At 72.5% G+C, this 6,695-nt stretch carries 5 protein-coding genes; 2 read left to right on the top strand and 3 right to left on the bottom strand.

Annotation, left to right across the window (positions count from 1 at the left end; all coding sequences use genetic code 11):
- The 3 genes from ACFQ8C_RS26720 to ACFQ8C_RS26710 form a co-directional block, all read right to left on the bottom strand.
- The coding region (locus ACFQ8C_RS26720; protein ID WP_383462056.1) for an LURP-one-related/scramblase family protein at positions 1–449 on the bottom strand (449 nt) is incomplete at its 3' end.
- A 60-nt stretch (positions 450–509) separates the two neighbouring features.
- Positions 510–1,259, bottom strand: coding sequence for a hypothetical protein (locus ACFQ8C_RS26715; RefSeq protein ID WP_383462054.1), 750 nt, complete (start codon positions 1,257–1,259; stop codon positions 510–512).
- A gap of 3 nt (positions 1,260–1,262) precedes the next feature.
- Positions 1,263–1,481 (bottom strand): hypothetical protein, encoded by a 219-nt coding sequence (locus tag ACFQ8C_RS26710; RefSeq protein WP_383462053.1) that lies wholly within the window; start codon positions 1,479–1,481, stop codon positions 1,263–1,265.
- A 1,523-nt stretch (positions 1,482–3,004) separates the two neighbouring features.
- Between ACFQ8C_RS26710 and ACFQ8C_RS26705 the strand changes: the two genes are divergently transcribed.
- Together ACFQ8C_RS26705 and ACFQ8C_RS26700 are read left to right on the top strand one after the other, a co-directional pair.
- Positions 3,005–4,717 (top strand): recombinase family protein, encoded by a 1,713-nt coding sequence (locus ACFQ8C_RS26705; RefSeq protein ID WP_383462052.1) that lies wholly within the window; start codon positions 3,005–3,007, stop codon positions 4,715–4,717.
- Between the two features lie 123 nt (positions 4,718–4,840).
- A complete protein-coding gene (locus ACFQ8C_RS26700) occupies positions 4,841–6,652 on the top strand; it encodes an NHL domain-containing thioredoxin family protein (RefSeq protein ID WP_383462050.1) in 1,812 nt (603 codons plus the stop codon).
- Positions 6,653–6,695 lie beyond the last annotated feature (43 nt).

The raw sequence follows: 6,695 nt of genomic DNA, 5'->3' as shown, positions 1-6,695 counted from the left end.
CCACCCCGGTGTATAAAATCCCCCCAAACCCGGTCCCCACCTACCCCGCGTACACCCGCCCCCCGCCCCCCAACCGGGGGGCGTTTTTGGGGGGGTGTTAGTCCCCCTTCTCCCGCCCCCCCCAACTCCCGGTCCAGGATCCGGCCGCTGACATCCAGTTCGGTGCCGTCGACGAGGGTCACGCGGTAGTGGTTGCGCAGGAGCGAGAGCCGCTTGCGGCGGATGCTCGCCAGCGGGCGCTCGTCCCGCTCGATCGTCATCGCGTCGCGCAGGCTGAGGAGTTTCTGCCGCAGCGTGACGAGCACCTGTCCGTCGGGGTCCTTCAGCTCCAGCGTGTCGCGCAGCCGCAGCGCCTTGCCGTCGACGAGGAAGGCGGGCCGGCCGGCCTCGTCCTCGATCCAGTAGTCGTCGCCGATCGCGAAGATCTTGTCCCGTACGAGGTATTTCATACGTGATGTCTCCCCTCTCGCTGTTTCACGTGAAACAGCGCATGCCCTGAAAGGGCGGACTCACATGAAGTAGCGGGTGAAGGCCTCGGGAGTTGTGCCCAACATGTCCCCGAAGGGCTCGTCGAGTTGATGGACCAGCAGCGCGGTGAAGGCGATGAAGCCGGCGAGACCCATCACCATCACCACATGGGTGCGGGTGTGATGGATCCCGAAGATGAACATGAAGGCGAGGGTCAGGCAGCCGCCGATGATCAGCCCGGCCCACAGCACGGGGGACAGCCGCTCCTGCGCGGCCGCCTCCCGGCTGCGCCGTGCGTCGTCCACGTTGCCCAGCTGGGCGAGCACCTCCTGCGCGGCGATCTGCTGAGAGACGGTGGCCGTGTCGCCGACCTCACCGGCCCGCCGGAGCTGGTCGAGCAGCCGCCAGCCGGACGGGTCGAGCGGCCGGCGGGCCGCCATCATCGGCCACTCGACGGCTACGACGTGGTCCGCGTACGTCCGGGCCGCCGTCCGCACCGGCTCCCGCCGCTCGTCGGGGAGGGCGTCGGCGAGCAGATACGTCTGGTGCAGGGCGCTCGCCTCGGCCTGGACGTGGTCGGAGGCGGAGGCGCGGGTGTCCCAGACGGAGACCAGACAGAGGCCGAGGACGATGGCATAGAGCACCGAGACCATCATGGCGATGTATTCGGCGACGTCCTCGCGCGGTTCCTCGTTCTCGGGGATGGGGAAGAGCCGCGTCTTGACGACGACGGCGAGCGCGCCGAGCAGGGCGACCCCGAACACGACGACGAGCGTTTCGAGCAGCGCCACAGGTCAGTTCCTCCGGTTCCCGAGGAGCGCGGCGGCGAGGGCCGCCGGCACCAGGATCAGCAGCAGCATCACGACCACCCCCATCTCGTCCGCCTCCCGCCCCCGCCGCCGCAACCGCCCGAGGAACCCCTCGTCGTCGAGCGTGGCGGCCCGCCGTGTGACCTCGGCGGTCCCGGCGGGCAGCTCGCCGCCGCCGCCCCTGTCCGCCGCCTCCCCGGACACGGCCCCGGGCGGTACGGCCCCCGGCGGCACGCCCCCGGGGGCATCGGTCCCCGGCGGCACGGCCCCGGGGGCATCGGTCCCCGGCGGCACGGCCCCGGACACGGCCCCGGACACGGTTTCCACCGCTCCTCCGTCCCCCTCCCCATCACCCTCCTCGCCCGCCCCCGCGGGCAGGGGATCGGGCGCGGGCGGCCCCACGGGCAGGACCCCCACGGCAGGCGCGGGCACGGCAGCAGCCCCAGGAGCCCCAGCGACCCCAGCAGCCCCGGCCGCCCCGACAGCCCCACTGACTCCCGGACCCCCAGGAGCGCCGGGAGCCCCAGGGGCGACCGAGCCGGTCCCAGAAGAGGCAGCCCCGGTCCCAGAAGAGGCAGCCCCGGTCCCAGAGGAGGCAGCCCCGGAAGCCCCGCTCCCGCTCCCACCTCCACCCCCACCCCTACTCCCGCCCCCACCGCCCTGTGCCACCTCCGCAGGCCGCCTCCGCTCCTCCGCGCTCCGCGCCGCCTCCGCCGGCTTCCTCCCCTCCGGCACCCTGAACGAGCCGGCGGACCGTGCGGTGAGCAGCGGCGCGGACAGGCGAAGCCCGCCGGGGCCGTAGGTGGCGACCCGGTCGGTCCCGGTGGCGAGACCGGTGCTGCGGTGGGTCCCGGCCGGTCGCCGCACGGTCGCCGTGCACCGGGCGGAGGCGCCGGGCGCGAGCACCGGGACGAGACCGGGCCGCCCGCCGCAGTCCACGTCGCCGCCCCGGAGCCGGAGCGCGGGATCGGTGACGCGCACGTCGTACAGGGCCCGGTTCCCGCGGTTGGAGACGGTGTACGTGACGGTGGCCTCGCCCGACGCGACGGACGGGGGCGCCGCCCGCCCGGCCGGCGACGAGGAGCGTGGCGCGGCCATGCTCACCCGCTCGCCGAGGGCGAGCGACCCGACGACGCCGGTGTACCCGGTGCGGTCGGTCGCGGTGGCGACCAGGCCGAGCGAGGGGATCCGGCCCTCGGCCCGCACGGTGGCGGTGCGGGTCCCGGGGAGGGCGCGGAACCGGGCCGTGCACTCCATGGAGGTGAGTCCGACGAGGGTCCGGCGCGGGCAGCGTACGGAGACGCCCGCGGGAAGTCCGGGATCGCGCACCAGCACCCCGTACAGATCGGCGCCTCCCCGGTTCACCAGCCGGTACCGCTTCACCACGGCGCTCCCCGCCCGCACGGCGGTCGGCCGCTCGGCGCCGTCCTCGCGCCCGTTGACGCCGACGCTCACCCGCAGCGCCTTGTCCCCGGCCCCGCCGGCCCACGCGCCGCCCCCGCCGGCGAGCACGAGGCAGGGCAGGACGAGCGCCCCCGCGAGGATCCCGGCCCCGGCTCGAACGGCCCGCCTCACCCGGAAGCGGGAGTAGTCCGATGATCTGCCCGCACACGTCATGCGCCCATGCCACCCCGCGCCCCGCGCCCCGCCCGCCCCGGGACACGCCCACACCCCCCGCCCGGCCCCACCGATCCACCCGTACGCCCGTGGCAGGCCCGCCACGGCCCGTGCCCGTGCCCGTATCCGTGCCCCCCGAGCCGTTCGGCAAGGGCGGCCGGCTCAACACGGGTGGCGGCGACCTGACCCTCCCCGACCTGCGCGGCAAGATTGTGGTTCTCGATTTCCGAAAATCGACAACAGGGTACCGAGCCCTTCTCCACACTGAGTGTGTGCACCAAGACACGATCTGTGATCTGTATCTCCGGCTGTCCCTCGACAGGGACGGCAAGACCGCGATCGAACGGCAGGAAGCCGACTGCCGCGCCTGGGCCGAACGCAACGGACTGGCTGTCCGCAAGGTCCACATGGACAGAGGGCGCTCCGGCTACAAGACCGTTGAGCGCAAGGGCTTCGACGCCGCGCTGGCGGCCGTCACGGCGGGCGTGGTCGGCACGCTGATCGTCTGGAAACTGGACCGTCTGTCCCGTAAGGGGATCGGCCAGGTGGGCAAGGTGCTGGACGACATCGAGAAGGCCGGCGGTCGTCTCGTCTCGGTCGTGGACGGCCTCGACACCTCGGACGACTCGGCGCGCATGGTCGTCGCGATGCTCGCTGAGCTCGCCCGGTCCGAGTCGAAGAATCTCGGCACGCGTGTCGGGCACGCGAAGCGCTACCTCCGGGGCAAGGGTCAGTGGATCGGCGGACAGCCCCCGTACGGGCTGCTCATCGACCCGAAGACCAAGAAGCTCGTTCATGACACGGAGCACGCCGTCTACGCCCGCCTGATCGCGGATGAAGCACTCGCCGGGGCATCGTTGGTCAAGATCGCCCGACTCCTCAACGAGTACGAGGTCCTCTCGCCCCGGGGCGGGCAGTGGAACGCGGCCAGCATCATGCAGCTCCTGCGTTCCCCCGCGTTCGCCGGTCTGATGCCCGAGACCGAGACCGTTGAGACGGACGACGGCGAGCGGAAGTACACCGGCAGGGTCTTCCCGTACCGCGATCCCGAGACGCTGGACACCGTCGAGATCGGCGAGGGGATCATCACGGTCGGAGAGCGTGAACAGATCATCCGCACCCTGGAATCCAGAACGTTCGTGCACGCAGGAAAGCGGCGGCCGAAGCCCGGGGGGACGGCACTGCTCACGGGACTCGTCTACTGCGCGGTTCCTGGCTGCGGTCGCCGGATGCACCGCGTGGGCAACAGCTACCAGTGCATGGCTCGCCGCGCGGGCAACCAGTGCGTCGGAGCGTCGGCGTTGGCCGAGGCGGTCGACCAGTACGTGACGGAACAGTTCCTCACCAAGCTGCCGGCGCTCGGACCGGACGATCCGCTGCTCGTCGCCATCGCAGATCGCTGGGTGCGCCGTGTGGATCCGGAGACCTTCGCAAAGCGTGATGCCCTCACGGCGGAGATCCAGGACGAGGAAGCCCGCCTGGCTGATCTGGAGGATGCACGCTACGTGCGTGGCGAGTTCGGCGGTGCCGCAGCCGTGGAGCGCTACAACCGGCTTTCAGAGCGCCTGAGGGGGCGCATCGAGGGGCTTCGCGCCGATCTGCACAGGCTCCCCATGCCGTCCGTGGACGTGTCGCCGATGCTCGACGGCCTCACCTTGCGCGAGACATGGGCCGATGCGACGAACGAAGACCGGCGCAGTCGACTGTCGCTCGCCGTGGACCGGGTCGAGGTGAGCAAGGGAGTGCGCGGTCGGCGGATCGTCCCCGAGCAGCGCGTCCGGATCCGTTGGGCGGAGCCGGCGGAGATCGACACCGCCGCCTGAGCACCCGGACTGCCGGTGGGCTGCCGCGCCGAGGTCCGTGCCCGTAGGGAGCCGTCCCCGCTCTCCGGAGTCGTGCCGTACGCGTGTGATCCAACGTTCATACCAGGATGGCAAGCTTGAAGGATGAACGATGCTGCCCCGGCGCCCACCCCCGCGCCCGCCCCCCGTTCCCGTGCCCGTGTCCGTGCCCCCGAGCTGATCGGCAAGGGCGGCTGGCTGAACACGGGAGGCAAAGAGCTCACCCTCGCCGACCTGCGAGGTAAGTGTGTTGTCGTTGATTTCTGGACCTTCTGCTGTGTCAACTGCCTGCACGTCCTCGACGAGCTGCGGGAGCTGGAGGAGAAGCACCGGGACACGCTCGTCATCGTCGGGGTGCACTCGCCGAAGTTCGTGCACGAGGCGGAGCACCAGGCGGTCGTCGACGCCGTGGAGCGGTACGAGGTGCACCACCCGGTGCTCGACGACCCGGAGCTGGCGACCTGGAAGCAGTACGCCGTGCGGGCGTGGCCGACGCTCGTGGTGATCGACCCGGAGGGGTACGTCGTCGCCCAGCACGCGGGCGAGGGGCATGCCAACGCGATCCGGACGCTGGTGGAGGAGCTGGAGGCGGAGCACGCGGCCAAGGGGACGCTGCGGCGCGGGGACGGGCCGTACGTGCCGCCGGAGCCCGTCGCGACCGACCTGCGGTTCCCGGGGAAGGCCGTCGTCCTCCCGGACGGGAACCTCCTGGTCTCCGACACGACCCGGCACCAGCTGGTCGAGCTGGCGGCCGACGGGGAGACCGTGGTGCGCCGGATCGGGGACGAGGGGGTGTTCCGGGAGCCGCAGGGGCTGGCGCTGCTGCCGGACGGGACCGTCGTCGTCGCGGACACCGTGCACCACGCGCTCCAGCGGTTCGACCCGGCGACGGGCGCGGTGGAGCGGATCGCGGGCACCGGGAAGCAGTGGTGGCAGGGTTCGCCGACCTCCGGCCCCGCGCTGGGCGTGGACCTGTCCTCGCCGTGGGACGTCGCCTGGTGGCAGGGCAAGGTGTGGATCGCCATGGCCGGCGTGCACCAGCTCTGGACGTACGACCCCGAGTCCGGGACCGTCGAGGTCGCGGCCGGGACGACGAACGAGGGGCTCGTCGACGGGCCCGGCGCCGAGGCGTGGTTCGCCCAGCCGTCCGGGCTCGCCGCCACCGAGGACCGCCTCTGGATCGCCGACTCGGAGACCAGCGCGCTGCGCTACGTCGACACGGACGGCACCGTTCACACCGCCGTCGGCACCGGGCTCTTCGACTTCGGGCACCGGGACGGCGACGCCGGACAGGCCCTGCTCCAGCACCCGCTCGGGGTGACGGCCCTGCCCGACGGCTCGGTCGCGGTCTCCGACACCTACAACCACGCCCTGCGCCGCTACGACCCGGCGACGGGTCAGGTCACCACCCTCGCCACCGACCTGCGCGAGCCCAGCGACGCGGTCCTCGTCGGCGAGGACATCGTGGTCGTCGAGTCGGCCCGCCACCGTCTCACCCGGCTGCGCCTCCCGGAGGAGGCCGTGCAGGTGGAGGCGGTCGCGCACCGCACGAAGCGCGAGGCCACCGAGGTCGCGCCCGGCGCCTTCCGCCTGGACGTCGTCTTCCACGCGCCCACGGGCCAGAAGCTGGACGAGCGGTACGGCCCCTCGACCCGTCTCCTGGTCTCCTCCACCCCGCCGGAGCTGCTGCTCTCCGGCGAGGGCACGGGCACGGACCTCTTCCGCGACCTGGAGCTGAACCCGGCCCTCGCCGAGGGCGTCCTGCACGTCTCCGCGATGGCCGCGTCCTGCGACGACGACCCGGCGAACGAGTACCCGGCCTGCCACGTCCACCAGCAGGACTGGGGCGTCCCGGTGAAGCTCACGGGAGACGGCGTGAGCCGCCTCCCGCTGATCCTCGCGGGACTGGACGCCTGACCCGGCACGTACGCGGAAGGGCCCCGCACGCCGTGGCGTGCGG

The sequence above is a fragment of the Streptomyces sp. NPDC056503 genome (assembly GCF_042794995.1).
In the GTDB taxonomy this organism is placed as follows: Bacteria; Actinomycetota; Actinomycetes; order Streptomycetales; family Streptomycetaceae; genus Streptomyces.
The sequence above is the reverse complement of the archived record's forward strand: the minus strand, read 5'-3'. Positions and strand labels throughout refer to the sequence as shown.

Bases quoted from the DNA above. Each gene is read 5' to 3' on its own strand.
- ACFQ8C_RS26700 (WP_383462050.1), top strand. From the start codon at position 4,841: ATGAACGATGCTGCCCCGGCGCCCACCCCCGCGCCCGCCCCCCGTTCC.